20 protein-coding genes are annotated in these 25,066 nt (G+C 66.8%); 6 read left to right on the plus strand and 14 right to left on the minus strand.

From position 1 onward, the window contains the following. Window position 1: 1 nt before the first annotated feature. Genes HHL15_RS15515 through HHL15_RS15525 form a run of 3 tightly spaced genes read right to left on the minus strand, consistent with a single transcriptional unit; the run spans window position 2 to window position 3,664 of the window. A complete protein-coding gene (locus tag HHL15_RS15515) occupies window positions 2–1,000 on the minus strand; it encodes an XdhC family protein (RefSeq protein WP_169146701.1) in 999 nt (332 codons plus the stop codon). 2 nt (window positions 1,001–1,002) lie between these two features. Next, entirely contained in the window at window positions 1,003–3,195 is a 2,193-nt protein-coding gene (locus HHL15_RS15520; RefSeq protein WP_169146702.1) for a xanthine dehydrogenase family protein molybdopterin-binding subunit, read from the minus strand. A gap of 10 nt (window positions 3,196–3,205) precedes the next feature. Then, window positions 3,206–3,664 carry a (2Fe-2S)-binding protein gene (locus tag HHL15_RS15525; RefSeq protein ID WP_169146703.1) on the minus strand — a complete coding sequence of 153 codons (459 nt, stop codon included), beginning with the start codon at window positions 3,662–3,664 and terminating at the stop codon, window positions 3,206–3,208. Window positions 3,665–3,835: 171 nt separating this feature from the next. Between HHL15_RS15525 and HHL15_RS15530 the strand changes: the two genes are divergently transcribed. After that, window positions 3,836–4,789 carry an AraC family transcriptional regulator gene (locus HHL15_RS15530; RefSeq protein ID WP_206198796.1) on the plus strand — a complete coding sequence of 318 codons (954 nt, stop codon included), beginning with the start codon at window positions 3,836–3,838 and terminating at the stop codon, window positions 4,787–4,789. On the opposite strand, the gene HHL15_RS15535 is transcribed toward HHL15_RS15530, so the two are convergent. From HHL15_RS15535 to HHL15_RS15545, 3 genes are all read right to left on the minus strand, one after another. Further along, a complete protein-coding gene (locus HHL15_RS15535; protein WP_169146704.1) occupies window positions 4,790–5,989 on the minus strand; it encodes a DUF2252 domain-containing protein in 1,200 nt (399 codons plus the stop codon). It abuts the gene before it with no gap. A gap of 96 nt (window positions 5,990–6,085) precedes the next feature. Beyond that, window positions 6,086–7,045, minus strand: a complete 960-nt coding sequence (locus HHL15_RS15540; RefSeq protein WP_169146705.1) for an AEC family transporter — start codon at window positions 7,043–7,045, stop codon at window positions 6,086–6,088. A gap of 13 nt (window positions 7,046–7,058) precedes the next feature. Further along, the gene (locus HHL15_RS15545) at window positions 7,059–8,144 is read right to left on the minus strand and encodes a tartrate dehydrogenase (protein WP_169146706.1); all 1,086 of its coding nucleotides are present in this window, start codon (window positions 8,142–8,144) and stop codon (window positions 7,059–7,061) included. Window positions 8,145–8,243: 99 nt separating this feature from the next. On the opposite strand from HHL15_RS15545, the gene HHL15_RS15550 reads away from it, so the two are divergent. Next, entirely contained in the window at window positions 8,244–9,146 is a 903-nt protein-coding gene (locus tag HHL15_RS15550) for a LysR family transcriptional regulator (RefSeq protein ID WP_169146707.1), read from the plus strand. 1,030 nt (window positions 9,147–10,176) lie between these two features. Here HHL15_RS15550 and HHL15_RS15555 read toward each other — a convergent pair. Further along, on the minus strand, window positions 10,177–12,033 hold the full coding sequence (locus tag HHL15_RS15555; protein ID WP_169146708.1) for a bifunctional metallophosphatase/5'-nucleotidase: 1,857 nt from the start codon (window positions 12,031–12,033) through the stop codon (window positions 10,177–10,179). A gap of 93 nt (window positions 12,034–12,126) precedes the next feature. Further along, window positions 12,127–12,774 carry a response regulator transcription factor gene (locus tag HHL15_RS15560; RefSeq protein WP_169146709.1) on the minus strand — a complete coding sequence of 216 codons (648 nt, stop codon included), beginning with the start codon at window positions 12,772–12,774 and terminating at the stop codon, window positions 12,127–12,129. 108 nt (window positions 12,775–12,882) lie between these two features. Between HHL15_RS15560 and HHL15_RS15565 the strand changes: the two genes are divergently transcribed. From HHL15_RS15565 to HHL15_RS15580, 4 genes are all read left to right on the plus strand, one after another. Beyond that, window positions 12,883–14,973: a TonB-dependent receptor plug domain-containing protein gene (locus tag HHL15_RS15565; RefSeq protein WP_169146710.1), complete on the plus strand. Its 2,091-nt coding sequence runs from the start codon at window positions 12,883–12,885 to the stop codon at window positions 14,971–14,973. A gap of 6 nt (window positions 14,974–14,979) precedes the next feature. Further along, the gene (locus HHL15_RS15570; protein WP_169146711.1) at window positions 14,980–15,897 is read left to right on the plus strand and encodes an ABC transporter substrate-binding protein; all 918 of its coding nucleotides are present in this window, start codon (window positions 14,980–14,982) and stop codon (window positions 15,895–15,897) included. Further along, complete coding sequence (locus HHL15_RS15575) at window positions 15,894–17,786, plus strand: ATP-binding response regulator (protein ID WP_328825051.1); 1,893 nt, start codon at window positions 15,894–15,896, stop codon at window positions 17,784–17,786. The genes HHL15_RS15570 and HHL15_RS15575 overlap by 4 nt, the downstream gene beginning before the upstream one ends. Before the next feature lie 66 nt (window positions 17,787–17,852). After that, a complete protein-coding gene (locus HHL15_RS15580; RefSeq protein WP_169146712.1) occupies window positions 17,853–18,269 on the plus strand; it encodes a PhaM family polyhydroxyalkanoate granule multifunctional regulatory protein in 417 nt (138 codons plus the stop codon). A gap of 22 nt (window positions 18,270–18,291) precedes the next feature. On the opposite strand, the gene HHL15_RS15585 is transcribed toward HHL15_RS15580, so the two are convergent. The 6 genes from HHL15_RS15585 to HHL15_RS15610 form a co-directional block, all read right to left on the minus strand. Continuing rightward, window positions 18,292–19,197: an AEC family transporter gene (locus HHL15_RS15585; RefSeq protein ID WP_169146713.1), complete on the minus strand. Its 906-nt coding sequence runs from the start codon at window positions 19,195–19,197 to the stop codon at window positions 18,292–18,294. Window positions 19,198–19,381: 184 nt separating this feature from the next. Continuing rightward, complete coding sequence (locus HHL15_RS15590; RefSeq protein WP_169146714.1) at window positions 19,382–20,617, minus strand: phenylacetate--CoA ligase family protein; 1,236 nt, start codon at window positions 20,615–20,617, stop codon at window positions 19,382–19,384. A gap of 29 nt (window positions 20,618–20,646) precedes the next feature. Beyond that, window positions 20,647–21,459, minus strand: coding sequence for an ABC transporter ATP-binding protein (locus tag HHL15_RS15595; RefSeq protein WP_206198797.1), 813 nt, complete (start codon window positions 21,457–21,459; stop codon window positions 20,647–20,649). A gap of 193 nt (window positions 21,460–21,652) precedes the next feature. Continuing rightward, complete coding sequence (locus tag HHL15_RS15600) at window positions 21,653–22,978, minus strand: ABC transporter substrate-binding protein (protein WP_169146716.1); 1,326 nt, start codon at window positions 22,976–22,978, stop codon at window positions 21,653–21,655. 67 nt (window positions 22,979–23,045) lie between these two features. Then, window positions 23,046–24,113 carry a branched-chain amino acid ABC transporter permease gene (locus HHL15_RS15605; RefSeq protein ID WP_169146717.1) on the minus strand — a complete coding sequence of 356 codons (1,068 nt, stop codon included), beginning with the start codon at window positions 24,111–24,113 and terminating at the stop codon, window positions 23,046–23,048. Window positions 24,114–24,134: 21 nt separating this feature from the next. After that, window positions 24,135–25,061, minus strand: a complete 927-nt coding sequence (locus HHL15_RS15610; RefSeq protein ID WP_169146718.1) for a branched-chain amino acid ABC transporter permease — start codon at window positions 25,059–25,061, stop codon at window positions 24,135–24,137. Between the last annotated feature and the right edge of the window lie 5 nt (window positions 25,062–25,066).

Here is a 25,066-nt window from a genome sequence, read left to right on the forward strand (position 1 = left end):
CTCAGCCCACCCCGCAGCCAGCGCTTGCCGGCACCGGCATCTCGGGCCGAGCCACCACGACGCCATTCTTCACGGCAGTCATCTCGGCCAGGATGGATACGGCGATCTCGGGTGGCGTACGGCTGCCGATGTACAGGCCGATGGGCCCGTGGAGGCGGCCGACTTCCTCTTCCGACAGATCGAAATAAGTACGCAGGCGGTCCTTGCGGGCGGCGTTATTGACCCGCGAACCCAGCGCCCCGACATAGAAGGCCGGCGCCTTGAGGGCCTCCAGCAGGGCCATGTCGTCGAGCTTGGGGTCGTGCGTCAGGGCCACGATGGCGGTGTGCGGATCGGGGCTCATGGCCAGCACCACGTCGTCGGGCATGCCTGGCACCAGCGCTGCACCAGGAACATCCCACTCGGTGGCGTATTCCTCGCGGGGGTCGCAGACGCTCACGGCGTAGTCCAGGGCCTGGGCCATGGGCGCCAGATAGCGCGAGATCTGCCCGGCACCGATGATCAGCAGGCGCCACAGGGGGCCATGCACCGAGGTCAGGCCGCGGCCGTCCCAGGCCAGTACATCTCCCCGGCTGGCGGCCCCGAGGCTCACGCTGCCGGACTCGAGCTGCACCTCCCGGCTGACCAGCTGCCCCGCCTCGATGCGCGCAGCCAGTTCGGCCAGCAGGGCCATGTCTGGCGCCGGCTCGACCACCAGCTCCAGGGTGCCACCACAGGGCAGGCCGAAGCGGCCGGCCTCTTCGCGGGTCACCCCGTAGGTCAGGGCAAAGGGACGGCTACCGGCGATGCGCCCGTCGCGCATGCGCGCGATCAGGTCATCCTCGATGCAGCCACCCGACACCGAGCCCTGCACCCGCCCATCGTCCCGCAGGGCCATCCAGGCCCCTGCAGGGCGCGGGGCCGAGCCCCAGGTGCGGGCCACGGTGACCAGCGCCGCCCGGTGCCCTTCGGCCTGCCAGCGGCGCAGGGCGGCAAGGACTTGCAGGTCCTGACTGTCCATGCTCAGGCCTTCAGCAGATCGGACTGGAAGGGCAGGCGGGTGGCCCACTTGCCGGTGGCCGCCGCGATGGCGTTGGCCACCGCCGGCGCGACAGGCGGCACGGCGGGCTCGCCGATGCCGGTGGGCTTCTCGGCGGACGGCACCAGGTGCACCTCGACCCTGGGCATCTCGTTGATGCGGATCGGCGCGTATTCACCAAAGTTGCCCTGCTCCACCACCCCGTCCTTGAGGGTGATCTCGCCATGCAGCGCTGCCGACAGACCAAAACCGACCGAGCCTTCCACCTGGGAGCGGATGTTGTCCGGGTTGATCGCCACGCCGCAATCCACCGCGGCGACGATGCGATCCACCTTCACGCTGCCGTCCGCCGCCACGGTGACTTCCGCCACCTGGGCCACGAAGGAGTGGAAGGACTCATGCACCGCCACCCCGCGGCCACGCCGCTCACCGGCCTTGCCCGGCGCCAGGGGCGTGCCCCAGCCGGCCTTTTCGGCAGCCAGGCGCAGCACCCCGGCATGGCGCGGATGCTTGGTAAGCAGCTTGAGGCGCAGGGCCACCGGATCCTGCTTCGATTCGGCGGCCAGCCGGTCGAGGAAGGTCTCGGTGGAATAGGCCGTGTGGGTCGACCCCACCGAGCGCCACCACAACACCGGCACCGTGATGTCGGTGGGAGTGTGCAATTCCACCTGCAGATTGGGGATGGCATAGGGCAGTGACGCAGCGCCCTCCACCGAGACGCCATCGACCCCATCCTTGATGAGGAAGGCTTCGAAGGGCGATCCCTTCATGATCGACTGGCCCACCAGGCGATGGCGCCAGGCCTGGATGTTGCCGTCGGCGTCGAGGGAGGCCTCCAGGCTGTGATGGAACAGGGGCCGGTAGTAGCCGGCCTTCATGTCGTCTTCCCGCAGCCACACCATCTTGACCGGCGCAGAGGTGCCGCTGGCCTTGACGATGAAGGCGGTCTCCCGCAGGTAATCGGCCTGGGTGCTGGCACGCCGGCCGAAACTGCCACCGGCGTAGAGCATATGGATGGTGACCTTCTCGGGCGGCACGCCGAACACCGCGGCGAGGACACCCTGGTCCACGGTCTGGAACTGCTCGCCGTTCCACACCTCCACCCCGTCGGCGGTGCGCTGCACGACGCAGTTCATCGGCTCCATGGCGGCGTGGGCGAGATAGGGGAAATCATAGCTGGCCTTGATCACCCGGCCCCCGCCGAGGGCGGCAGGCGCATCGCCGTCCTTGCGGGCGACCAGACCCGGGGTGGCGGCCATCTCCCGGTAGCGGGCGAGGATCTCTTCGCTACCGAGCTTGAAGGCGGCGCTGTCGTCCCATTCCACGGTGAGGGCATCGCGGCCCTTCTTGGCGCTCCAGGTGTCCTTGGCCAGCACGGCCACGCCGCCGGGAATGGCGACCACATCCACCACCCCCTTCACGGCCTTGGCCTTGCTGGCGTCGAAGGATTTCACCGTGCCACCGAAACGGGGCGAGTGGGCCACCACCGCCACCAGCATGCCGGGCAGGTGGATGTCCTGGGTGAACACGGCACTGCCATTGGTCTTGGCGAAGCTGTCCTTGCGCGGCGCATGCTTGCCGATCAGGCGGAAATCCTTGGGATCCTTCAAGCCTACGCTGGCGGGCACGGTCTCGGCGGCGGCGGCTTCGGCCAGTTCGCCGAAGCGGGCCTTGCGACCGCTGGCGGCGTGGGCGACCACCCCGTCACGCACGCTGATCTCGGCGGCCGGCACGTTCCAGCGCCGGGCCGCGGCGGACACCAGCATGGCGCGGGCGACGGCGCCGGTCTGGCGCAGCTGGTCCCAGGAGTTGGCCATGGCGGTGCTGCCGCCGGTGCCCTGGGTGGGCCCGAAGGCCAGGTTGTTGTAGCGCTTGGCATCTGCCGGGGCACCTTCGATGCGGACCTGGGACCAGGCGGCGTCCAGTTCCTCGGCCACCACGGTGGCCAGGCCGGTGTAGGTACCCTGCCCCATCTCCAGGTGCTTGGAGATCACGGTCACCGAGTCGTCGGCACCGATGCGCAGGAAGGGAGTCGGTTCAAAGGTAGCGGTGGCGGCGGCCGGTGCGGCGGCGCTCTTGCCCTTGGCGGCCCCGGCGGGCAAGGCAAAGCCCAGGGTCAAGCCGGCGGCGCCCTGCAGGAAGTTGCGGCGGGACAGGTTCTGGATGGCGTGGGTCATCGTCGTCTCCTCAGGCCAGCGCGCGGGCGGCTTCGTGGATGGCGGCGCGGATCCGCACATAGGTGCCGCAGCGGCACAGGTTGCCCGCCATGGCCGCGTCGATGTCGGCGTCGGTGGGCTTCTTCTTGGTGCTGAGGAGATTCACCGCGCTCATGATCTGGCCGGACTGGCAGTAACCGCACTGCACCACGTCGAGCTTGCGCCAGGCCTCCTGGACCGCCTTGCCGACACGGGTGTCGCCGATGGCTTCGATGGTGGTGATCTTCTTGCCGGCCACGCTGGACACGGGGGTGACGCAGGAGCGGGTCGGCTGGCCATTCACATGCACGGTGCAGGCACCGCACAGGCCGGCACCGCAACCGAACTTGGTGCCGGTGAGCAGCAGGGAATCGCGCAGGGTCCACAGCAGCGGCGTGTCGGCCTCGACATCGGCCCGCTGGGGCTTGCCATTGACGTTGAGCTGAATCATGGGGGTCTCCGGGGGAGGAATTGATGCGTTCCGCGGGTAGCGAATGCCCCGCAGCCATGCATGGAAATGTAGCCCATGGCCTCCGCTGGTGCATTGCAGAATACTGTGAGATTCTTGCCCGATCATCCGGAATGTTGTCTCACCCAGCTGTCTCACTCGGGGTTCCCGACCATGCCCGCAGCCACCGACGCACCGCACAAGACCATGATGGAATCAGGACTTTCCACCCAGGCCGCAGCCCTTGATATTGAATCCGGGCGCCAGGCACTGGCCGCGCTCATTGAACGATATTGCGTGCACGACGGCCCCAACCCGACCCCCATCGCCGGCCTCAGCCTGTTCCGGGCATCCACCACCAGCACGCCGATCTGCTCGGTGTACCGCTCGGTGCTGGCGGTGGCCGCCCAGGGCAGCAAGCTGCTCAGCCTGGCCGACGAGACCTTCCGCTATGACAGTCGCCATTACCTGATCACCTCGGTGGATCTCCCCGTGATGGGCCAGATCACCGAGGCCTCGCCGGAGCGCCCCTACCTGTGCGTGGTGATCGACATGGACGCCCGGCGCATCGCCGAACTCTCCGGCGCCATGCAGTTGCCGCCTCAGCCTCACGGCGCCGGGCTGCTCGGCCTGGGCGTCAGCCCGCTGACCCGCGACGTGCTCGACGCAGTGCTGCGCCTGGCCTGCCTGCTGGAGCGCCCGGACGACATCCCGGTCCTGGCGCCGCTGTACGAGCAGGAACTGCTGTATCACCTGCTCAAGGGCGAACAGGGCGCCCGCCTGCGCAGCATCGCCGCCATCGACGGGCAGGCCCGCCGCACCGCCCGGGCCATCGAGTGGATCAAGGGCAACTTCGACCAGCCCCTCTCCATCGACGCCCTGGCCGAGGCCGCCAACATGAGCAAATCCACCCTGCACCACCATTTCAAGGCGCTCACCGCCATGAGCCCCCTGCAATACCAGAAGCAACTGCGCCTGCAGGAGGCCCGCCGCATGCTGCTCACCGAACCCATCGACGCAGCCACCGTGGCGCGCCGGGTGGGCTATGAGAGCGCCTCCCAGTTCAGCCGCGAATACCGCCGCCTGTTCGGCGCCCCGCCGGTGCGTGACGTGGCGCGCCTGCGCTGACTAGCGCAGGAAGACGCCGTCGTCGAAGGCTTCGCAATAAGTCTTCCAGTCCTTCAGGAGACGGCTCGAACAGGTCTCTGCGGCAGCCCGCAGATCCTTGCGCCAGCGGCTCTGGCCGAACTCGATGAGGGCATCGGCAATGGCCGACCCATCCCGCCCGCTGCTGCGCAACTGGGCCGAGGCAACGATGGTCCCCATCGCGCCGACCGCCCCCTCCAGGGCTGCCAGGCCGGAGCGCGCCGCATCGAGGCTGACCCGGTCTTCGGTGGGCTGCAGGGCCCGCAGCACATAGGAACGTTTGCGGAAACACACCGGCTCGAGAAAGGCCATCGGCACGGCCTGCATGCGGCGCTGGATGGCCACCACCCGTGCTGCCTCGGAGGGCCAGGCGGGCTGTTTTACTGACAGCGCAGGCAGCAATGACGAAGGCAGAGCCGCCTTCAGGTCGAGCAGTTCGTTGCCATCCGGCGAGCCCTTGCCGCGCACCAGGATCACATAGCGATCCACCCCCAGGCTGCCATTGCCGGCAATGCGGCGGGCCACATCGAGCACCTCGAAGGCCCGTGGATCGGCCTGCGTGTCGGCCAGCCCCTCGATGAGCCGGGTCACCCGCTCGCGCTGGGTGTCCGTCACCGGCAGGGCCTTGCCGTTGTCCAGGCGCAGCTGGCGCCGCTTGCCCTTGAGAACGGTCCGCCCATCCAGGAAGGCCGGGCGCAGGCGGCCATGCAGCCCGGCCAGCAGCTCATGGATCAGGCCACTGGCCGTATCCCGCTCGACCCACGTCGCGCGGCCGGACTGCAGGGTCGCCCGGTAGGCGTCGATGAAGGCATCGCCCAAGGCCCGCGCTTCGCGCCCGCCCACCCCGAGGGTGGCCGCGCCGATCAGCACGCTGCTGAGGAAGCGCACCAGGTCCAGGCTGGCCGGCGCCAGCACGCCCTCGTCGAAATCGTTCAGGTCGAAATACACCAGGCGGTTGTCGCCCTTGTAGCTGCCGAAGTTCTGCAGGTGCAGGTCACCGCAGGACCACACCGGCGGCGCATCGGAAAACAGGTCGAGCGCCGGCAGCCGGCGGTAGAAGAGATGGCAGGTGCCGCGCAGGAAGACGAAGGGACTCTCCCGCATGCCCTTGAACTTGAGACGCAGCCGGTCCGGGTCACGCCCGGCGTTGAAGGTCTGTATTTCGCTGACGACATCGATCATGGCAACACTCCGGAATCACCCACGGGCAGGCCTTGTGCAGACTTGCAGCCGGGCACGCAGTTCCTCGCGGGGCACGGAAGCCGCGCCCTCAGGCCCTCAGCGCCCGGCGATCCCGAATCCGTGGGCGGTAATGGCCAGCAGCAGCGGCGTCGTGACGGCCGAGCAGACAGTGGACACGATCAGCGCCCCGGCGATGCCGCCTTCGACGGCCTTGAACTGGCGGGCCATCAGGAAGACATTGGCGCCCAGGCCGATGGAACCGAGCAGCACGATGACCATCGTCTCCATCCGCGGCAGGCCGATCAACCTGGCCAGGCCCAGGATCGCCAGCGGCAGGATGACGAGCTTGAGCACGGCGATGATCGCACTGACCCGCCACTGATCCCGCAGGTCGTATTCGGCCAGGCTCATGCCGAGGGCGACAAGGGCCAGCGGCATGCCGGTCTGGCCGAGCATGTGCAGGGGGCTGTCGATCACCTCCGGGAGGGCCGCCCCGCTCAACCCGAAGGCCGTCCCGGCAAGGATGGACAGGATGATCGGGTTGCGCAGCACGCCCTTCAGCGTATCCCGCAGCCCCTTCAGCGAAAGATGGCCATGCCGGTACCACTCGACAGAAACGCTGATCAGGGTCCACAGGATCAGGGCATTGAAGACCAGCACGAGGGCCACCGACGGGATGGCCTGGTCGCCGAGGTAAGCCTTCGCCAGCGGCAGGCCGAGCATGACGTTGTTGGAGAAGATGCAGCCGATGCCGAACACGGTCTGCCCGATGCCGTCCAGCCCGAACAGCCTCGACGAGAGCAGCCGGCCCAGGGCAAAGATGCCCAGGCAGGCACCGAAGAAGGCGATCAGCAGGCGGCTGTCCACCGGCGGCAGGTGGGACAGGTCGCTCATCATGCGGAACAGCATCGCCGGCAGCCCGACGCTGAACACGAAGCGGGTCAGGTGCTGCGACATGGCCGTCGGCCAGCGGCCCACGCGCATCAGCAGGTAGCCCGTCAGGATGAGGGCGAACAGCGGTGCGCCGAGGGCGAGCTGGTGCAGGAATGCGTTCATCGGCAGCAGATCATCAAACGCCCTGGCCGAGCACGTCGGCGACGGCCCGGCCGAGATCGGCGGTGGTGGCTGTGCCGCCCATGTCCGGGGTGCGCGGGCCATTGACCAGCACATGCTCGATGGCCCGCATGATTGCGTCGTGGGCCGCCTGGTAGCGCGCATCGCCCTGGCCCAGGAAGTCCAGCATCATGGCGCCGGACCAGATCATCGCGATCGGATTGGCGATGCCCTGGCCGGCAATGTCCGGTGCCGAACCGTGCACCGGCTCGAACAGCGACGGGAAAGTGCGCTCGGGGTTGAGGTTGGCCGACGGGGCGATGCCGATGGTGCCGGTACACGCCGGCCCCAGGTCGGACAGGATGTCACCGAACAGGTTGGAGGCCACCACCACGTCGAAGCGCTCGGGGCTGAGCACGAAGCGGGCGGTGAGGATGTCGATGTGGTACTTGTCCCAGCGCACGTCGGGGTAATTGCCGGCCATCGCCTCGAGGCGCTCGTCCCAGTAGGGCATGCTGATGGCGATGCCGTTGGACTTGGTTGCCGAGGTCACATGCTTCTTCGGCCGGGTCTGCGCCAGGTCGAAGGCGAACTTCAGGATCCGGTCGGTGCCCTTGCGGGTGAAGATCGACTCCTGGATCACCGTTTCGCGCTCGGTCCCCTCGAAGATCCGCCCGCCGATGGACGAATACTCGCCCTCGGTGTTCTCGCGGATCACGAAGAAGTCGATGTCGCCGACCTTGCGATTGGCCAGCGGGCAGGGAATGCCCGGCATCAGCCGCACCGGGCGGACGTTGGCGTACTGGTCGAACTCGCGGCGGAACTTGAGCAGCGAGCCCCACAGGGAGATGTGGTCGGGCACCTTGGCCGGCCAGCCCACCGCGCCGAAATAGATGGCATCGAAGCCCTTGAGCTGCTCGAACCAGTCGGCCGGCATCATCTCGCCGTGCGCGAGGTAGTAATCGCAATGGGCCCAGTCGAACGTGGTGAACTCCAGCTCGAGGCCGAAGCTGCGCATGGCCGCCTCGAGGACGCGCAGGCCCTCCGGCATGACTTCCTGGCCGATCCCGTCGCCGGCAATCACCGCGATTCGGTGCTTCATGTCGATCTCCCTGCAATGGATGAATGTCTGGTCCGCACAGCTTAGAGATCACGGATTTATTTACAATCCGCTCAAATGTGAATCCTGCGGACACGAATCGTGAACATCAGACCCCAGCTCGAAGATCTCCGCCTGTTCTGCGTTGTAGTCCGCAACCGCAGCTTTGCAGAGACAGCCCGCGAACTGGGCATTTCAAAGGCGGTGGTGAGCAAGCGGATCGCCCTGCTTGAAACAGCCGTCCAGGAGACACTTTTCCATCGCACGACGCGCAATGTGCTGCTGACCGCCCAGGGCGAGATCGTCCACCAGTGGGCGCAGCGCATCCTCGAAGATGTCGATCTGATGGGAGAGGCGATCTCCCTCGAGAAGGCGGCGCCCGGCGGGCTTCTGCGGATCTGCAGCAGCACCGGCTTCGGGCGCAGCCGCCTGGCCCCGGCCCTGTCGGAACTGGCGCGGCGCTTCCCGCTGCTGGAGATCCAGGTAGAGCTGCTCGACCGGCCTGTCGACCTCATCGACGAAGGCTTTCAGCTGGACATCCGCATCGGCCAGGTGCGCGAGGGCAATGTCATCAAGCGCCGCATTGCCCGCAACCGGCGGGTGCTGTGCGCCTCACCGGCCTACCTGGCGCAATACGGGATGCCGCAATCCCTGCAAGACCTGAAGGCCCACCGCTGCATCCCGATCCGCGAACGCGACCAGGACTTCGGGCGCTGGGAGCTGGACGGCCCGGAGGGGCGTGTCGCCATCAAGATCAGCGGCCCGCTCTCCGCCAACAACGGCGAGATCGTCCGCCAGTGGGCCATCGACGGCCACGGCATCATCCTGCGCTCCACCTGGGACATCCACCGCGAGATCGAGACCGGCGTGCTGGTGCCGGTGCTGCCCCAGTACTTCCAGCAGGCGGATGTCTGGGCGGTGTATCCCTCACGCCTGTCGGTGTCGGCCAAACTCAAGGTCTGTGTTGAATTCCTGGAGCAGTGGTTCGAGCAGACCGGGATGTAAGTCACATCCGCGCCCGCTGAATTGAATAAAGTGCCGCCGGATCTCACATCCGGGCTGCGTGAACTCAAATCCGCGGGTCCGGATCTCAAATCCGGGGTGCGAGATTTGAATTCCGGAGGGCTGGATCTCAATTCCGGGGTGCGAGATTTGAGTTCCGGAGGGCGAGATCTCAATTCCGGTGGGCTAGATTTGAATTCCGGAGTGCCGGATCTCAATTCTGGGGAGCGGGATCTCTAATCCGCGGTGCCGGATGTCAATTCCGTACCCGCGGATGTCAATCATGCGGGCAGTTAACTGACATCCGCGGCCGGTTAACTGACATCCGTGCTGGGTGAACTCAGTTAAGCGCCCTGGGCACCTCTCCCGCGGTGGCTTTTACTGGATGGTTTTCCCCTTGTTCAACGTTGGATTGGCCGGGAGTTCGCCCCGGCGGGCGACCTCCTTTCTTGCTTCGCCAAGAAAGGAGGCAAAGAAGGCGACCCGCCTCCCCGGTCGTTCGCTTCGCGAACGACTCCCCTGCGCTGCTCACGCCAGGCGGCCGGCGCGGAACTCGCCCTTCGGGCTCAAACAGCCGCGCCGGACTTCCCCGCCTGCCGTTCCGCTGCTCGGCGGGTCGGAACGGGCTTTTCGCAAACACCGAGCCTTTGCTGAAGTAGTTGTTGATGATCAACGCAAAGCAAAACCCCAGCGTCTCGCACCCACCGAGCTTTCCGTAGAGGCTCGGTGCTTGCTGAAAGCCCGTTCTGACCCGCCGAGCAGCGCAGCAGCGGGCGGGGCTTTCCGGCGCGGCTGTCTGAGGAGGCGCAGCCGACGAGTTCCGCGCCGGCCGCACGATGCGAGCAGCGCAGGGGAGTCGTCCGCTACGCGGACGACCGGGGAAGCCGGGTCGCCTTTCTTTCCCCCTTTCTTTGGCGACGCAAAGAAAGGGGTCGCCCGCCGGGGCGAATTCCCGGCCAATTCAAGGTGGAAAAAAGGAAGGCCGACCAGAAAAGGCACCCCGCACGCTAAAAAAGCCCCCCCCCACCAAACCTCAAGGCGTCTCGATGTACTGCTGGGTACTGCGGTTGGCCACGGACGGCTTGGCCAGGGTGCTCTTGGTCCTCACGTACTGCAGGAAGGAATCCGCGTAATCCAGGAAGGTGTCTTCCCGCAGGTTGGCCGGGATGGTCTTGAGGGTGTCGTACTTGTCGCCCCCGTCGGCGGTGAAGTTGTTGGTGATCAGCTTGTAGCTGGTAGCCGGATCCAGAGCCTTCCAGGTGCCCGTGCTGTCACGCACTTCCAGGGCGCTGACGCGGCTTCCCTTGGCCTGGTTCATGTCCACCTTGAAACGCAGGCCGCCGGTGTAGGGGTAGGCGCCCGTGCCGGTGCCGTTGATCACCGAATCCACCCCATCCTCGATCGCAGACTTGACCTGGGTGCCGGTGAGCACCAGGCGGTAGAGAGTGTTCTTGAAGGGCAGCAGGGTGTACACCTTGCCGACGGTGATGTCGCCGGAGGCGATGTCGATGCGCACGCCGCCGGCGTTCTGCAGGCTGATGTCGGCACCGCCGAAGCGCTGGCCCTGCTCCAGGAAGGCTTCCGCCACCAGTTGCTGGATGTCGCCACCCTGGGCGACGACCGTGGCGTCCTGGTTGCAGACGTCGCCCAGGCTGGAGCGGCTGGTGTCGCGCTTGCTGCCCGGCACCCGGCGCAGGCACAGGTTGTCGGTGCTGCGGCCCGCCACCTGGGTGCCGAGGGCATCCTTGGCGGCCTTGTAGGGGCTCAACACGGCAACCGCCGCGGGCGACGGCGTGGTGATGCGGAACACTCCGGCGGCATTCAGCTGGCTGCGATAGGCGGCCGCGTCGGTGTCGGTCGCGGTGGCCGAGCCCACCTTGTAGGTGTCACCCAGCAATACCTGGGGCTTGCCGTTGCAGCTGAGCACATCACCGTTGACGTCGAACTTCACGTCGAGGGCGCCCACCGCGTAGCTGTACTGCCAGGCCTGGGTGATGCAGACCTTCTTGCCGGCCTTGTCGGTGGCCTGGGTGGGGTAGGCGCCCGAGGGGGTCAGGCCGTAGGCCGTCATGCTCGACGGGCCGAGCAGGGTGTGGGAGTCGCCGCCGACGATCACGTCCACGCCCGTCAGCTTCGGCGCAATGGCCTTGTCGGCGTCGTAGCCGAGGTGGGACAGCAGGATGATCTTGTTGATGCCGCGCAGCTTGAGCTCGTCGATGGTGGCCTGGGCCGCGGTGGCCTCGTCGAGGAACTCGGTGGAGGCATCCGGGCGGGAGGCGAACTGGGTCTTGCCCTTGACGGTGAGGCCGACGATGCCGATCTGCTCGCCGTCCTTCTCGACGATGCGGTAGGCGCTCATCCGGCCGGCCAGCGGTGAGCCGGCGGCGGGCCGCACGTTGGCGGAGAGCACCGGCGTCTTGCAGCTGCCGGCGTGCAGGAAGTCGATGAACTTGACGAGGCCCGCGTTGGCACTGTCGAACTCGTGGTTGCCGATCGACATGGCGTCGAAGCAGACCGTGTTCATCATGTCGGCGTCGGCCTTGCCTTCGCTCTGGGTGAAGTACAGGTCGCCGGTGATGGCGTCGCCGGCGTGCAGCTTGAGCACGTTGGGCTTGCCGGCCGAGAGCGCCTCGATGGCTGCAGTGACGCGGGCAAAACCGCCCAGCTCGACCGTCACCGCACGGGACGTCCCCGCCGCATCCTTCAGGCTCAGGGTGGTGGTTTCGGCGTCGAGGTGGGAGTGGTGGTCATTGATGTGCAGGATGGTCAGGTCCAGCGCCTTGCTGCTCCCCCCGCCGCCGCAGGCGGACAGGCTCAGGGCGCCGAGCACGGACAGCAAAACCGGCAGGCTGCGCCTGACGGGAAGAGGGGAACGAAGAGGGAAGGTCATGGCTGCCGCCTGGATTGTCGAAAGCCCAGGAGACTAGAGCCGCAGGATTAAACGGCCATGACGTTCCGGTGACGTCTCCCCGCGCCCCCGCCCTCAGACTCGCAGGCCGGCGCGGGTCATCAGCAGCAGCGCCTGGGCCCGGCTGGTGACGCCCAGCGCCCGCAGGATGGCCGACACATGGACCTTGACCGTGCCTTCGGAGAGGCCGAGAAACTCGGCGATGTCGCGGTTCGACTTGCCTTGGGCGACCAGCTCGAGCACCCGCCCCTGGGCCGCGGTGAGCTGGAAGCGTTCGGCAAAGGCCTGGCTGGCGCGGCGGTTGCGCCCGGAGCCGTCGGTGCCGGTCGCCGTCTCGGGGGTGAACACGCCACCCGCCAGGATGGTGCGCACCGCTTCGATGAGGGTGTTGCTGGGGCTGGCCTTGGAGACGAAGCCGGAGGCGCCGGCCTTCATGGCGCGCTGCACCGACTCCCGGTCGTCGAGCGCCGAGACCACCAGGGCCGGCACGTCGGGAAAGCGCTTGGCGATGGCGCCCAGCAGGGAGAAGCCGTTGATCTCGGGCAGCATCAGGTCCACCACCAGCAGGTCGCAGTCGGGGTTGGCCTCCAGCAGCGCCAGCGCGTCGGTGGCGTTGCTGGCCTGCTCGCACACCACACCTTCGCCCACCTGGGCGAGGGTCAGGGCCATGGCTTCGCGCACCAGCACATGGTCTTCGATAATAAGAATACGGGTCTGCATCATCACCAGTTGCTCGCAAAAACCCAAAATGGGCAATCCCTCAGTTTAGTCCGGGCACCATGGGCCCAAAATGGTGAGAATCGAAGTCCAGTGCCACCACGGCATACGGCCATGCTGCTCTCTCACCACGCGTCCATCCCGCACCGCACCGCCCGCTCCGCACTGTTCATCCTGCTTGCCATGCTTGCGCTTGTTGCCAGGGGCATGGAGTCACAGCAGTCCGACAGCGGCATCAGCGAAGCAGAGTATCTCGCCGAACTGCCGGTGGTGCTCTCGGCAACACGCCTGTCCCAGGCCCGCGCCGACGCCCCTGGTTCGGTGAGCGTCATCGACCGCCACATGATCCGGGCATCCGGGGCCCGCAACATCCACGAGCTGTTCATGCTGCTGCCCGGTTTCCAGCTTGGGCTGCATACCGGCAACCACCCCCTGGTCACCTATCACGGGCTGGCCGACGAAGCGCCCCGGCGCATGCTGGTGCAGGTGGACGGCCGCTCCGGGTATTCCCCCTACCTGATCTCGGGGGTGGAATGGAACCAGCTGGGGGTGGACATCGACGACATCGAACGCATCGAGGTCTTCCGCGGATCGAATTCGGCAGCCTACGGCAGCAATGCCTTCCTCGGTGTGGCCAACATCATAACCCGCGCCCCCTCGGAAACCCTCGGTAACAGTGTGCGCTACCGGGGCGGCAGCGGCGGTGTGAATGATCTGAGCCTGCGCCTCGGCCGCCAGCTGGGCGACGTGGACCTGCGCCTGACCTTGGCCCGCCAGTACGACCGCGGCCTCGAGGCGATCAATGACTGGCGCCGCAACGAGATGGCCAGCCTGCGCGCGGACTGGTCCGCCAGCCATGCCGACCGCGTCGAGTTCCAGGCCGGCTGGACCGGCAACGAACAGGGAACCGGCAAGGACGCCAACCTCACCGACCCGGAACGCAGCATGCGCATCTCGAGCAGCTTCGGCCTGCTGCGCTGGCACCACGCGCCGTCCGCCGGCGAGGAGCTGACCCTCACCTGGTATCACCAGGAGGAGAACGGTCGCGACCGCTTTGCCCGGGATGTCCCGATTCCAGCCCGCCTGTCGGGCGTTCCCGGCGGCATCGTGATCCCTTTCGACTTCGATTACGGCTTCCGCGCGGTGCGCGACGACCTGGAGATCCAGCGCGTGGACTCGCCCCACCCGGACGTACGCACGGTGATCGGCGCCGGCCTGCGTCAGGACCGGCTCACTGCGCCGCTGTACTTCGGCACCTCCGGCAGCATCGGCAGCGGCGTCAATCGCGCCTTCGCCACCGTCGAATGGCGGGCCTCCCGGCGCTGGCTGTTCAATGCGGGCGCCATGGTCGAAGACAATTCGCTGACAGGAACATCGCTGGCCCCGCGGGCCTCAGCCAATTATCATATGACGGAAAATCAGACGCTGCGCATGGGCGTCAATCGTTCCCACCGCAGCCCGACTGCCTTCGAACAGAAGTCCAGCATGATCTTCTCCAACTCCGCGCCAGTCGTCACCCCAGGCTTCACGCTGCCGGCCGGCACGCCCATCTCCCAGACATTCCGCCCCTCCCCCGGCCTGACGGCCGAGAGGGTGACCACCTACGAGCTCGGCTACCTCGCCGAAGATCCCACCCTCAATGCAAGCCTGGATGCTCGCATCTTCCTCGAGCGGGCCCGCGACTTGATCGAAATGCATCTCGAGAACTCCAGCATCGGCCTGCTGCCCCGGAACAACACCCGATATCTGGCCAACTCAGGAAAAGCCGACATCCGCGGGCTGGAGCTGATCGCCACCTGGCGCCCGGCCACCCACAGCTGGCTGTCCGTGCAACACACCGAGCTGCGCATCGACGGCCCCGCCGTACCCGCCGCCGGCAGTGGTGCCAACCCCTCTCCGTGGGTTGCCAACTCCGCCCCCCGGCAATCGACAGGCCTGTTCTGCGCCTGGGCCTTTGCACCGGACTGGCAGGTCAGCCTGGCACGCCGCTGGACCGGCAGCATGGCCTGGTATGCGGACGATGCTCACCGGGTGCCGGCCTACCGCCAGCTCGACCTGCAGCTGACCCACCGCCTGCCCGCCGCCCTGGCGCGCGGTGACATATCCCTCACCGCCCGCAACATCGATGGCGGCGAGCAGACCTTCGCCCCTGGTGCCGCCTGGTGGGGCAGCCAGGTGTTCGGCACCCTGCAACTCGAATTCTGATCCCCGATGGGGCTTCTCCTGCGCCTTCTCGTCTGTGTGCTGCTCGTCATGGCCCTGCCCATGGCCCGGGCGGCCCAGGTTGCGCTCGTCATGTCCGAGGACGGCAGCGCCTTCGGCGAAGCCGCCGACGCCATCAGCACCGAACTGCGCAACGGCGGCCACCGGGTACAGTCCCTGCCCTACCCGCTCCGCGCCGAAGATACCCCGACCCTCAACAACAGCGCCCTGATCGTCACCCTCGGCACCCGTGCCGCGCAGGGCATTGCGGCGCTGGCACCGCGGGCGCCGGTGCTCTACGCCCTGCTCCCGCGCAGCGCCTACGAACGCCTGCCCCACCGGACGGATGACGGCAGGCGCTTCTCCGCGGTCTTCATCGACCAGCCGGCAACACGCCAGATCGAACTGCTGCGCCTCGCCCTGCCCGACTGGTCGCGTCTCGCCCTGCTGACCGGACGCGACAGCACCGATCTTGGCAACCGCCTCCAGGCCGTAGCCCGGGAGCGCAAGCTGCGGCCCGTCCTGGCCCAGGTGAATGACGAGAACGAGCTCTACCCCACCCTGCAGCGGGTTCTCGCCGAGCCCACCATCCTGCTGGCCCTTCCCGACAGCAGCCTCTACAACAACCGGACCATCTCCAACATCCTGCTGACGGCCTATCACCAGCGCTCCCCGGTCATCGGCTTCTCCCCGGCCTACGTCAAGGCCGGCGCCCTGCTCGCGCTCTTCAGCACGCCTGCCCAGGTCGGCCAGCAAGCCGGCGAGGCCGCACGCCTGGGACTGGCCACCGGCACCCTCCCGCCGCCCGCCCCGCCGCGCCAGTTCCGGGTCAGCACCAACCCCTATGTCGCCCGCTCGCTGGGCATCGTGCTGGACGAGCCCGGGCTCCTCAAGGAACGCCTCGAACGCCTGGAGGCCGGCCAGTGATCCGCCTCAGCGACCTGGACATCCGCGCCCGGGCCATCCTCGTGGCAGTCCTCCCGACCATGGTGATGGCCCTCGTGCTGATCGCCTATTTCACCTCCTCCCGCCTGTCCGACCTGGAAGCAGCCCACGTCCAGCGCGGCAAGGCCCTGGCCCGCCAGCTCGCCGCCGCCAGCGAGTACGGAGTGTTCTCCGGCAACCTGGACAGCCTGCGCAAGCAGGCCAACTCCATCCTGCAGGAGCAGGACGTGGTCCGCGTCACGGTGTTCAGCCCCCTGCAGGAGATCCTCGCCGACAGCGCCCGCCTGCCCGCCCCCGACAGCCTGCCCCTGGGCTCCCGCGAACGCAGGTCCACCCTGCGCTTTCGCGAGAAGGTCACCGGCCCTGGCGTCATCCTCGACGACGCCTTCCTGGAGACCGGCAGCAACACCAGCCCCCCGGGAGAACCCCACCACGGCGAAGTGCTGGTCGAGATGAGCCGCGACTCCCTGCGCGACGAGGAGGCACGGCTGCTGCGCACCGCCATCGTGATGGTGGCGGCGATCCTCTGCGCCAGCATCATCCTGGCCCTGCGCATGAGCCGTGGCATCTCCGGGCCGATCCAGCGCATCGCCTCCACCGTGGCCAGCTTCGGCCAGGGCACGCTCACTGCCCGGGTCCCGGCCGAGGGCGGCAAGAGCCTGCGCATGCTGGCCCTCGGGGTCAACGAGATGGCCGACCGCCTGAGCGCCTCCCGGGAAGACCTGGAACGCCAGATCGACGCCGCCACCCGGGAGCTCAAGAAGAAGAAGGAAGAAGCCGAACAGGGCAACCAGGCCAAGACCCGCTTCCTCGCCGCCGCCAGCCACGACCTGCGGCAGCCCATGCACGCCCTGGGGCTGTTCGTCGCCGAACTGGGCCAGAAGCCCCATGCCCCGGACACCCGCCGTCTCGTCGAGCAGATCGCCGTCTCCGCCGAGACCATGGAAAACCTGCTCGACAGTCTGCTCGACATCTCCCGCCTCGATGCCGGCGTGCTGGACCGCCAGATCAAGCCTTTTCCGCTGCAGCCCCTGCTCGAGCGCATCGACGTCGACTACCGCCGGGAGGCAGACCACAACGGGCAGCGCCTGCGCCTGCGCGCCACCGATGCCTGGGTGGAGAGCGACCCCCTGCTGCTCGAACGCATCCTGCACAACCTGATCAGCAACGCCCTGCGCTACGCGCCCGGCGGAACCGTCCTGCTGGCCTGCCGGCGCCGCGGCCGGGTGGTGCGCATCGAGGTCCGCGACAATGGCCCCGGCATCGCCCCGGAAGCCCAGGAGGCCATTTTCCAGGAGTTCATCCAGCTCGATAACCCCGAGCGCAACCGGGCCAAGGGACTCGGGCTGGGGCTGGCTATCGTGCGCCGCCTGACCGACCTTCTCGATCACCGCCTGACCCTGCACTCCCGGCCCGGCCACGGCGCCCTGTTCGCCGTCGAGGTCCCGCGGGCCTCGCCGCGGACGCTCATCGACGGCGCCCCGCCGCCGCCCGCCCATGCCCTGCACGGCCTTCACGTGCTGCTGGTGGACGACGACCCCCTGGCCCTGGCGAGCACCGCCAGCCTGCTTGAATCCTGGGGCTGCGCGGTGACCACCGTCAGCGAGCCGGCTCTCCTCCTGCACAGCCTGGCAGGGTCGCCCCCGCCGGACATCATCCTGTGCGAGTACAAGGTCGGGAAGAGCAGCGGCCTGCTCCTCGTGCGCAACCTCCGCAACCATTTCGTCAAGGTCATTCCAGCCATCATCCTGGGCAGTGACACTTCCGCCGAGGCCCTCGCCGACGTCCAGCAAGAGGGGCTCCCGCTGCTGCACAAGCCGGTTCGCCCCGGCCGCCTGCGCGCCCTGCTGCAGCGCAAGACCCAAGCCTGATGCAGCACTGCCCTTATTGGGTTACTATCAATGAGCCAATGACATATTCACGCGAAGGGGACACCGATGAGCACTGAGAACAAGGCGCAGGACCCGATGGAGTTCATGCGCAGCATGTGGAGCAAGATGGGCTTCAGCCTGCCGGGCATGGTCACGCCGACCCTCGACGTGGATGAACTCGAAAAGCGCATCACCGACATGAAGGCCGTCGAGAGCTGGCTCAAGATGAACCTCAGCTCGCTGCAGATGGCGATCCAGGGCCTCGAAATGCAGCGTGCCACCATTGCCGCCATGCAGGCCATGAGCAAGGTCGCCGCCGAAGGTGGTCGCCCCGAAGGAGAAAACGCCCAGCCCAACCCCTTCTCTGCCGGCATGTGGCCCTGGAACATCATGCAGAACGCCGCCGAGCAGGCCGGCACCAAGGCCGCCGAAGCGCCCGCCCCCGCACCGGCCAAGCCTGGCAAGGCCAAGGACCCGAAGTAAGGCGCGTCAGGCCGGGGCCTGTTCAGGCCCCCCGTCCCGCCAGCAGGCTCAACCAGACGGTCAGGGTTACCGCAGCGGCCACCGTGGTGGCCGAGATCAACCAGGCCACCCCCGGCCCGTCGCCCCCCATCCGCATCGCCAGGATATAGGCCGACGATGCAGTCGGCAGCGCGGCAAACATCACTGCCGTCGAAAAGGCCAGCCCACTCAGGCCCATGACACTGGCCAGCCCCCAGGCCAGCGCCGGCAGGGCCAGCAGCTTCACGGCGCACAGGTAGAAGGCGCCGATCCGCCGGCCGCCGCTGTTGCCCACCTGCAGTGCCGCCCCCACCGCCAGCAGTCCCAGGGTCACCGCCGCATCCGCCAGGCGCTGCAGAAAAGGCAGGGCTGGCGCCGGCAGACTCATTCCCGAGAAATTGAACGCCATGCCGGCCAGGGTGGCGATGATCAGCGGATTGCGCGCCAGCTCACGCCCCAACCGCCCCTGCCCGTGGTGGGCCAGCAAGCCCACCGCGGCCATGTTGGCAAATGGCACCATCGCACCACACAGGGCCCCCATCGCCGCCACACCGGCCGCCCCGCCGAACTTGCCGGCCACGGCGATCCCGATATAGGTGTTGAAGCGGTAAGCGCACTGCACCCGCGAGGCGAAACCCATGGCGTCGAGTCCCATCAGAGGGCGTCCGAGCAGGGCCAGCAGCAGCCCGCCGGCCATGGTCAGCAAGCCCACCAGGAACAGCGGCGCGAAGCTTGTCAGATCGATGCTGGCCCGGGCCAGTGCATTGAACAGCAGGGCCGGGAACAGCACGAAGTAGACGAGCTTCTCGGTGCCCTGCCAGAAGGCCTCTCCCAAGCCGCCATAACGACGCAACAGCACGCCCAGGGCGATCAGGGCGAAATCAGGGAGGAGGAGCAGGAAGCTCTGCATGGAGGCGGACGACAGTACGATCGATCCGCCGAGTGTGCCAGAAGCCTCACCTCCAGCCCATGCGGGCTCTCCGCAACACGAGGGCCTTCCACTCCCCCGGTGCCTTTCACCTGCGGACGGCTCCAGCACAAAAAAAGCGCCGGGGTACCGGCGCTGTGGGAACACATGTCCTGAAGAAACCGGGCTATTCGTATCTGCGGATGTCGTCGATCACCTTGCCGTCATTGGCGAGGCTGCCGGGAGCGCAAAAGCTCACCTCCCCGCGCAGTTTGGTGAGCTCGCGGATGGAGGCGGCGATGGCCTCCGCCAGCCCCTCCACGGGTGCCCCAAGCTCGCAATGCAGGGTCATGCGGTCGTTGTGATCCGGGTTGTCCACCACCAGCCGGCCCCGCCCCACCTCCGGGTGGCGCTTGAGCACGGCAGCGATCTGCCCGGGATGCACGAACATGCCCTTCACCTTGGTGGTCTGGTCGGCCCGCCCCATCCAGCCCTTGATGCGCAGGTTGGTGCGCCCGCAGGGCGAGATGCCAGGCAGCACCGCGGACAGGTCGCCGGTGCCGAAGCGGATCAGGGGGTAATCCGGGTTGAAGGTGGTCACCACCACCTCGCCGACCTCGCCCTGAGCCACCGGGTCGCCGGTGCCGGGGCGGACGATTTCGAGGAGCACGTCCTCATCCACCACCAGGCCTTCGCGGGCCGGCGTCTCGAAGGCGATCAGCCCCAGATCGGCGGTGGCATAGGCCTGGTAGGCCTGGATACCGCGGGCCGCCAGGGCCTCCCGCTGGCTGGGCGGGAAGGCTTCGCCAGAGACGAAGGCCTTGCTCAGGCTGTCGATCTTCATGCCGAGTTCGTCGGCCTTGTCGAGGATGATGCGCAGGAAGGACGGCGTGCCGGCATAGGCATCCGGACGCAGGTCGAGCATCGCCGCCACCTGCTGCTCGGTCTGCCCCACGCCGGCGGGAAAGACGGTGCAGCCCAGGGCATGCGCCGCCGTCTCCATCATCGAGCCGGCGGGCGTGAAGTGGTAGGAGAAGGTGTTGTGCACCAGGTCGCCGGCCCGGAAGCCGGCGGCATAGAAGGCCCGGGCCATGCGCCAGTAATCCTTGCGCGCACCTTCCGGCTCGTAAATGGGTCCCGGTGAGGCAAAGACCCGGGCGCAGGCGCTGCCCCACTTCACGGTGGCCAGGCCGCCAAAGGGGCGGGCCGCCTTCTGCAGTTCGGAGAGCTCGGACTTGCGGATTACCGGCAGCGTGGCCAGCGCCTCCCGGCTGGTGATGCTGGCCGGGTCTACGTCCTTGAGCAGGGCGGAGAAGGCCGGGGCGTGGGCCCTGGCGTGAGCCACCTGGGCAGGCAGGCGGGCGAACAGGTCGCGCTCCCGCTCGGCCGGGTCGCGGGTTTCACGGGCATCGTAGTAGTTCATGGTTTCTCCGCGTGTGGTTTCAGGCCCGCTCAAGACAGCCAGCGCTTGCGCCGACGGTAGTGCTTCACTTCACGGAAACTCTTGCGCCCCTCGGAGGACAGGCCCAGGTAGAACTCCTTGACGTCCTCGTTGGTACGCAGATCCTCGGCCTCGCCTTCCATCACGACCCGGCCGTTCTCGAGGATGTAGCCAAAGTCGGCATAGCGCAGGGCCACCATGGTGTTCTGCTCGGCCAGCAGGAAACTCACGTTTTCCTTGCTGTTGAGGTCTTTCACGATCTCGAAGATCTCCTCGACGATCTGCGGCGCCAGGCCCATCGAGGGCTCGTCGAGCAGGATCATCTCGGGCTTGGCCATCAGGGCGCGGCCGATCGCGCACATCTGCTGCTCGCCGCCCGAGGTATAGCCGGCCTGGGAGGTCCGGCGTGTCTTGAGGCGGGGGAAGTAGGCGTACACCTTGTCGAGGCTCTCCCTCAGCTCGGCGCGGGATTGGCTGCGGGTGTAGGCGCCGGTGAGCAGGTTCTCCTCGATGGACAGGTGGCCGAAGCAGTGCCGCCCCTCCATCACCTGGATCACGCCCTTCTTCACCAGCTCGGCCGGTGTCTTCTGGTCGATGCGCTCGCCCTTGAACTCGACGCTGCCCTTGGTCACGTCGCCACGCTCGGCGCGCAACAGGTTGGAGATCGATTTGAGCGTGGTGCTCTTGCCGGCGCCATTGGCCCCCAGCAAGGCCACGATCTTGCCCTGGGGCACCTGCAGGGAGACCCCCTTGAGGACGAGGATCACGTGGTCGTAGATGACCTCGATATTGTTGATGCTGAGGTAAGACATGGCGTCGGCCATCCCCTTTTTACGGGCAACTCACGTCACCCTCGGTCTTGTTCTGTCGCGAAAACTCAGTCTTCCAGCACACCAGGGGTGGCGAGAAACCGTAGCGAGCGCCCCGAGGTCGCAAGGAGGAACGGAGCTGTACTGGAGTACAGCGAGTACCGGACTTGCGAGATCGGGGCGCGCAGCAGGTTTATCGCCGCCCCGGTCAGCTTTCCTTGGAGCAGTCGCGGGGCTTGATGCCCTTTTCCTTGGCATAGGCGGCGGCCGACTCTTCGATCATGCCGCGCACCAGCGGGCGGTCGGAGTCCACCCAGTCGGTGATGACCTTCCACTGGTTGCCGTCCCACTGCTGGAACTTCACCTTGCCCGGGCCTTCGTGGTCGGCGCAGGTGATCTTCAGCGGCGGCAGGAAGCCGGTGGCGCCGAGGGCCTTCAGGCGGGCGTCATCCAGGTTGAGGTTCTCGAAGCCCCAGCGGACCTGTTCGCCGGTCAGGGCCTTGCCCTTGCCGTACTTCTCCTGGGCCTTGCGGATCGCCTCGACGGTGATGATCCCGTGCACCACGCCGCGGTTGTAATACACCGAGCCGACACGGGTCTTGTCTTCCATGTTGCCCTTGTTCTTGCCATACACATGCTTCTTGATGTCGGCGATCACCGGGTAGTTGGCGCCCGCCACGTTGAAGCCTGCAGCAACGAAGCCCTTGGCAGCCGGGCCGGCGGGGATGGTGTCCTCTTCAGCGCCGGACCACCACACACCAATCAGCTTCTCGCGCGGGAAGCCGGTCTTGGCCGCGGCCTTGATGGCCGTCGGGTTCATCACGCCCCAGCCCCACAGCACCACGTAGTCCGGCTTGGCCTGGCGGATCTGCAGCCACTGGGACTGCTGCTCGTTGCCCGGGTGGGCCACGGCGATCTTGATCACTTCAAAGCCATGCTTGGCCGCCAGCTTGTCCATGATCGCGTGGGATTCCTTGCCATAGGCGGAATCGTGGTAGAGCAGGCCGATCTTCTTGCCCTTCAGCTTGTCCATGCCCCCTTCCTTCTGGCCCATGTAATTCACGATGGCCGAAGCCTGGGACCAGTAGGTCGTGATCATCGGGAAGACCCACGGGAAGACCCGGCCATCGGCCGCATCGGTACGGCCGTAGCCGATGGTGACCATGGGGATCTTGTCCTGGGCGACCTTTTCGAGCACCGAATAGGTGATGCCGGTAGACACCGGCTGGAACACGGAGTTACCGGTGGAGCCCTTCTTCTTGAGACGCTCGTAGCACTCGACACCACGGGCGTTGTTGTATTCGGTCTCGCACTCTTCCCAGCTCAGCTTGACGCCATTGACGCCACCGTCACGCTCATTGACGAGCTGCATGTAGTCGATCCAGCCACCGAACAGACCGGAGCCACCGGCCGCGTAGGGGCCGACACGATAGCTGGGCAGGCCGATGAACTGCTCCTCGTTGGCGCTGGCCAGGGAGGAACCCAGGAGGCCGGCGATGATTGCGCCGAGCAGAACGGTTTTCTTCAGTTTCATGTGTTTGTCTCCTCTTTTATGGTGTGGGTGCTGCTGGCGGAAGGCGGAGGTCGCCTGCTCGCTTTCGTTAATGGGGGAAAGGCCAGAGGCGCAGCTTCTCCTTGGCGATCTGCCACAGGCGGGCGAGGCCATGGGGCTCGACGATCAGGAAGAAGATGATCAGGCCGCCGAACACGATGAGCTGGAAATTGGACACGAAGCCCGCCCCCAGCGCATCACCGAAGATCATCGGGACGAAGTTGTCGAGGAAGATCGGCAGCAGCACGATGAAGGCGGCACCCAGGAAGGAGCCCATGATCGAGCCCACTCCGCCGATGATGATCATGAACAGGATCTTGAAGGACAGGTCGAGGTTGAAACCTTCCGGCTCCACCGTGCCGATGTAGGTGTAGGCATACAGGGCCCCCGCCACGCCGCAGTAGAAGGAGCTCACCGCGAAGGCCAGCAGCTTGGTGCGCATCAGGCGGAAACCGATCACCTGGGCGGCCACGTCCATGTCCCGCACCGCCATCCAGGCCCGCCCGGTGGAGGAGCGCACCATGTTCTTGGCCAGCAGGGCCATGAAGGCGACGATCAGGAAGGTCAGCACGTACTTGGCCTCCGGCGTCGAGAAGGTGTAGCCGAGGATGGTCACGTCCTGGGCCGTCACCACGCCGGACGAGGAGTTGTTGGAGAACCACGGAAACTTCACCAGCGCCCAGACGATGAAGAACTGGGCCGCCAGGGTCGCCACCGCCAGGTAGAAGCCCTTGATGCGCAAGCTCGGCAACCCGAACAGGATGCCCACCAGCGCCGCCGTCACCCCGGCCAGCACCAGGGCCACCAGGAAGGGCATGCCCTCGATGCGCAGGATGAAGTTGTAGGCAGCGAAGGCCCCCACGGCCATGAACGCGGCCGACCCCAGCGACAGCTGACCGGCATAGCCGGTGAGGATGTTGAGGCCGATGGCGGCCAGGGAGAAGATCAGTACCGGGATGAGGATGGCCTTGAGCCAATACTCGTTGGTCAGCAGGGGCACGGCAACGCCGAACACCAGCATCAGCACCCAGAATCCGATCCGGTCCTGGCGGATCGGGAAGATCTGCGAATCTTCGGCGTAAGTGGCCTTGAACTGGCCGGCTTCACGGTAAAGCATTGTTCTTGCTCCTTGTCGCGGTCAGACGCGGTCGATGTGCTTCTCGCCGAACAGCCCTTCGGGGCGGAACAGCAGGAAGGCCAGGGCCAGCATGTAAGGGAACCAGCCCTCAATGCCGCCGCCGACGAAGGGCCCGACATAGACTTCAGCGAGCTTTTCGGAGGCGCCGATGATCAGGCCGCCGACGATGGCGCCAGGCACCGAGGTGAAGCCGCCTAGGATCAGCACCGGCAAGGCCTTCAGGGCCGTGAAGGTGAGGGCGAACTGCACGCCGTTGCGGGCTCCCCAGATCATCCCGGCCACCAGGGCCACGAAACCGGCCACCGCCCACACCACGCGCCAGATGGTCTGCAGCGGGATGCCGATGGAGAGGGCCGCCTGGTGGTCATCGGCCACCGCACGCAGAGCCCGGCCGACCTTGGTGTACTGGAACAGCAGGGCCAGCAGGGCGACCAGCGAGGCCGCGACACCGGCAGCAAACAGGTCGAACTTGGAGACGCCGATCTCGTAGTTGTCCATCAACCAAGCGATGGGCTCATCGACGATGCCCAGGTCAAGGCCGCGCACGTTGGCACCCCAGGTCATCTGGGCGATGCCTTCCACCACGTAGGTCAGACCGATGGTGGCCATGAACAAGGTGATGTGAGGCTGGTTGACCAGCGGCCTCAGCACGATGCGCTCGGTGGCGATACCCAGCACGATCATCGCGATGAAGGCCAGCAAGAAGGCCAGCCAGAACACCACACCGCTATCTGCCTCCAGCCCGAGCCAGCCGGGCAACACCTCCTGGAAACCGACGAAGGTCAGCGCGGCGAAGAACACCATCGCCCCCTGGGCAAAGTTGAAGACCCCGGAGGCCTTGTAGATCAGCACGAAGCCGAGGGCCACCAGGGCGTACATGACGCCCGACAGCAGGCCGCCGACGAGTACCTCGATGAAGAATTGCATTTGTC

This window comes from Zoogloea dura, from assembly GCF_012927165.1.
GTDB lineage: Bacteria > Pseudomonadota > Gammaproteobacteria > Burkholderiales > Rhodocyclaceae > Zoogloea > Zoogloea dura.

What these genes read in the sequence shown, in the direction of transcription:
- HHL15_RS15515 (WP_169146701.1), bottom strand. Translation starts at nt 1,000, where the DNA reads ATGGACAGTCAGGACCTGCAAGTCCTTGCCGCCCTGCGCCGCTGGCAG.
- HHL15_RS15520 (WP_169146702.1), bottom strand. Translation starts at nt 3,195, where the DNA reads ATGACCCACGCCATCCAGAACCTGTCCCGCCGCAACTTCCTGCAGGGC.
- HHL15_RS15525 (WP_169146703.1), bottom strand. Translation starts at nt 3,664, where the DNA reads ATGATTCAGCTCAACGTCAATGGCAAGCCCCAGCGGGCCGATGTCGAG.
- HHL15_RS15530 (WP_206198796.1), top strand. Translation starts at nt 3,836, where the DNA reads ATGCCCGCAGCCACCGACGCACCGCACAAGACCATGATGGAATCAGGA.
- HHL15_RS15535 (WP_169146704.1), bottom strand. Translation starts at nt 5,989, where the DNA reads ATGATCGATGTCGTCAGCGAAATACAGACCTTCAACGCCGGGCGTGAC.
- HHL15_RS15540 (WP_169146705.1), bottom strand. Translation starts at nt 7,045, where the DNA reads ATGAACGCATTCCTGCACCAGCTCGCCCTCGGCGCACCGCTGTTCGCC.
- HHL15_RS15545 (WP_169146706.1), bottom strand. Translation starts at nt 8,144, where the DNA reads ATGAAGCACCGAATCGCGGTGATTGCCGGCGACGGGATCGGCCAGGAA.
- HHL15_RS15555 (WP_169146708.1), bottom strand. Translation starts at nt 12,033, where the DNA reads ATGACCTTCCCTCTTCGTTCCCCTCTTCCCGTCAGGCGCAGCCTGCCG.
- HHL15_RS15560 (WP_169146709.1), bottom strand. Translation starts at nt 12,774, where the DNA reads ATGATGCAGACCCGTATTCTTATTATCGAAGACCATGTGCTGGTGCGC.
- HHL15_RS15565 (WP_169146710.1), top strand. Translation starts at nt 12,883, where the DNA reads ATGCTGCTCTCTCACCACGCGTCCATCCCGCACCGCACCGCCCGCTCC.
- HHL15_RS15570 (WP_169146711.1), top strand. Translation starts at nt 14,980, where the DNA reads ATGGGGCTTCTCCTGCGCCTTCTCGTCTGTGTGCTGCTCGTCATGGCC.
- HHL15_RS15580 (WP_169146712.1), top strand. Translation starts at nt 17,853, where the DNA reads ATGAGCACTGAGAACAAGGCGCAGGACCCGATGGAGTTCATGCGCAGC.
- HHL15_RS15585 (WP_169146713.1), bottom strand. Translation starts at nt 19,197, where the DNA reads ATGCAGAGCTTCCTGCTCCTCCTCCCTGATTTCGCCCTGATCGCCCTG.
- HHL15_RS15590 (WP_169146714.1), bottom strand. Translation starts at nt 20,617, where the DNA reads ATGAACTACTACGATGCCCGTGAAACCCGCGACCCGGCCGAGCGGGAG.
- HHL15_RS15595 (WP_206198797.1), bottom strand. Translation starts at nt 21,459, where the DNA reads ATGGCCGACGCCATGTCTTACCTCAGCATCAACAATATCGAGGTCATC.
- HHL15_RS15600 (WP_169146716.1), bottom strand. Translation starts at nt 22,978, where the DNA reads ATGAAACTGAAGAAAACCGTTCTGCTCGGCGCAATCATCGCCGGCCTC.
- HHL15_RS15605 (WP_169146717.1), bottom strand. Translation starts at nt 24,113, where the DNA reads ATGCTTTACCGTGAAGCCGGCCAGTTCAAGGCCACTTACGCCGAAGAT.
- HHL15_RS15610 (WP_169146718.1), bottom strand. Translation starts at nt 25,061, where the DNA reads ATGCAATTCTTCATCGAGGTACTCGTCGGCGGCCTGCTGTCGGGCGTC.